The sequence below is a fragment of the Streptomyces prasinopilosus genome (assembly GCF_001419695.1).
GTDB lineage: Bacteria > Actinomycetota > Actinomycetes > Streptomycetales > Streptomycetaceae > Streptomyces > Streptomyces prasinopilosus.
The window spans coordinates 1-2,891 of record NZ_LIRG01000782.1; the positions used below are offsets into that span (position 1 = coordinate 1).

The following is a 2,891-nucleotide window of genomic DNA, read 5'->3' on the forward strand; positions in this document are numbered from 1 at the left end:
CCCCCGGACAGGCCCCCACCCGCACCGCTGCCCCGGACCGAGGCGTCCGATGATGCGCCCCGCCGGCCCGTCCGCCGGCCGCCCCTCCGGGGCGGCGGGGCGGCGGGTCGCCGGCTACCGCATCGAGCGGGAGATCGGCCGCGGCGGCACGGCCGTCGTCTACCGCGCCCGGGACCTGCGCCTGGACCGCACCGTCGCCCTGAAGCTGCTCGCCCCGGAACTCGCCCGCAACGACGTCTTCCGCCGCCGCTTCACCCACGAGTCCCGTACCGCCGCGGCCCTCGACCACCCGCACATCGTCCCCGTCTTCGAGGCCGGGGAGACGGACGGCATCCTCTACATCGCCATGCGGTACGTCGAGGGCAGCGACCTGCGCCGCCTCCTCGACCGTGAGGGACCCCTGCCGTCCCGCACCGCGCTGCGCATCGCCGCGCAGGCGGCCTCGGCACTCGACGCCGCCCACGAGCAGGGCCTGGTCCACCGGGACGTCAAGCCCGGCAACATCCTGGTCGCCCGCGGCACCGACAGCGACCACCCCGAGCACGTCTACCTGACCGACTTCGGCCTGACCAAGAAGTCCCTGTCCCTGACGGGGTTCACCACCGTCGGCCAGTTCGTCGGCACCCTCGACTACGTGGCCCCGGAACAGATCTCCGGACGTCCGGTCGACGCCCGCTGCGACGTCTACGGGCTCGCCTGCGTCGTCCACGAGACCCTCACCGGCCGTCCGCCCTTTCAGCGGGACGACGACATGGCCCTGCTCTGGGCCCACCAGTACGACGAGCCGCCACCCCTGACCGCCGCACGTCCCGATCTCCCCCCGCGGGCCGACGCCGTCCTCGCCAAGGCGCTGGCGAAGAGCCCCGACGACCGGTACGCGTCCTGCCTGGACCTCGTCGCCGCCCTGCGCGCCGCCGTCACGGAGGACGGCACCGCGACCGCTCCCGGGGGGCACCATCCCGCCACCCGGGTGGACCTGCGCGGCAGCCGGAACGGGGGCACGGGCGGCGACCGCGGCGCAAACGCCGTCGGGGACCCGAGCGGAGCCGCACCGGCGGCGGGGGAGACGGAGCGGGACGCACCACGGCCCCCACCGGCCTGGGCGCGACCGGCGTTCGGGCGGGCGCGGACCTAAGGCGTGTTTCGAAAGTCCCTCCTGCCCCGCGGCGTCTGGCACGGCGCCTCGCCGCGTTGTCGGGATCGCCCGCGTACGCCCAGTACGCGGGCGACCCTCCGCCTTGCGATGCACCGCACCAGACGCCGCGGGGCCCGCCCTTCGGGCGGACGGCGCTCCTTTCGAAACACGCCCCAGGTGCGCCGTCCCGGGAGACCCCGCCCGGCCCGCCGGCCCTGCCGGACTGCTGGTCCTCTCCGGCGCTGCCGGCCGTCCGTCCGCGTCAGCCGGTCCGGCGGCGCATCCTCCGGGCCGGCAGCGCGCCCGCGAAGCCGGCGACCAGACCCCACAGGAGGGCCAGTCCCAGCGCGCCCGGCAGACGCGGTTGCAGCAGGACCTGACCGGAGAGCCCCGTGTCCAGGTCGCCGATGCCGAGCACGGACAGTCCGAGCCGGGCGGAGATCCGGCCGACCAGGCAGATCGTCAGGACCGCCAGGGCGAACGCCACCGCCAGGTGCACGGCGTGCTGCCAGGCCCGGATCCGGGCCGGTGACAGGGCCGCCATCACGAACGCCACGGCCGGCAGCAGGACCGCGACGGCCACCGGCAGCCACCACACCCTGCCGTCGTGCTCGGCGAGTGTGCCCAGGTTCAGTGCCGAGACGTCCTCGGTGCGCAGCACCTCGTCCAGGACGTGCGGCACGGGCAGTCCGAAGGGGCCCGCCACCCTGCCGTCCCAGGTGGCGCCCAGCCCGATGGTCAGCGCGAGCCAGGCCACGTTGGGCAGGCCCAGCAGGAGCAGGGCGAACGTCTCCGCCGGACGCCCCCGCGTCGCCGCGACGACCAGCGCGACCAGGCCGCCGACGACGACGCAGGCGAGCAGCAGGTGCAGCATCGCGTGCGCCGCGGGCCGTACCGCCGCCTGGAACCGGAGCAGCCGGCCCGGCAGCGGGGCGCCGGGCGACACCAGCAGGGCCAGCACCAGGACGCCCGCCAGCCAGAGCAGGCCGACGAGAACGGTCACCGGCACATCGGCGGCGAAGCCGATCTCGGGGGAGATTCCGAACAGCTCACCGAGATCGTCCAGGGCGCCTTCCCCGAGGGAGACCTCGAACGTGTGCCGGGCGGCGAAGGCCAGGCAGAGCAGGGCGACCAACCACAGGGCGGCGATCCTCGCGGCCCACCCGGCGAGTTCCGGCGCCCCGGCGACGGCCCGGTGGCGCAACGGGCGCAGAAAGCTCCAGCCGATGAACAGGGCGCCGGTGAGGGTGACGGACAGCGGCATGACGGTCAGGCCGCCCTCCGCGCCGGCCAGGCCGCTCGCGTCGCCGGACAGGTCCACCGACCCGCCGACGGCCGTGACGACGGTCGCCGCGAGCACCCCGGGGAACGAACCGTCCGGGAGGTCCGTGGCACCGGCCGCCCCCAGTCCGAGCGCGGCCACGAGGCCCATGGAGAGCAGGCCGCCCAGCACCGTGACGAGGGCCTGCGCCCAGCCGTGGCGGGGGACCGCCAGGTCGGAGAGGGTGCGTGAATCCACCCCTGCACGCTAAGCAGCCTCCGCACGGGACGCCCGCCGGGAGGTCCGTCCGCGTCGGCTTGCGGCAGGCGCACCGACGGGGCACACAATGAACCGACGACGCAAGGACCACCGTGGCCGTGCCGATGCCGACCCGGTGGCCGTCTTCCGGAACCGCGGTGGGAGGAAGGGCCCGTGACCGTCGAACCGCCGTCCCCCGACCGGCCCACCGGGCCCCCCTCCGGACCTCTGTCGGGC

Annotated in this window: 2 protein-coding genes; one reads left to right on the forward strand and one right to left on the reverse strand. The window is 75.7% G+C overall.

The window, feature by feature from the left end:
* The first annotated feature begins 52 nt into the window (after positions 1 to 52).
* A complete protein-coding gene (locus AOK18_RS26370) occupies positions 53 to 1,135 on the forward strand; it encodes a serine/threonine-protein kinase (RefSeq protein ID WP_055695966.1) in 1,083 nt (360 codons plus the stop codon).
* 262 nt (positions 1,136 to 1,397) lie between these two features.
* On the opposite strand, the gene AOK18_RS26375 is transcribed toward AOK18_RS26370, so the two are convergent.
* Complete coding sequence (locus AOK18_RS26375) at positions 1,398 to 2,654, reverse strand: streptophobe family protein (RefSeq protein WP_055695965.1); 1,257 nt, start codon at positions 2,652 to 2,654, stop codon at positions 1,398 to 1,400.
* Between the last annotated feature and the right edge of the window lie 237 nt (positions 2,655 to 2,891).

Coding starts and splice junctions, on each gene's coding strand:
- AOK18_RS26370 (WP_055695966.1), top strand. CDS start 53: ATGCGCCCCGCCGGCCCGTCCGCCGGCCGCCCCTCCGGGGCGGCGGGG.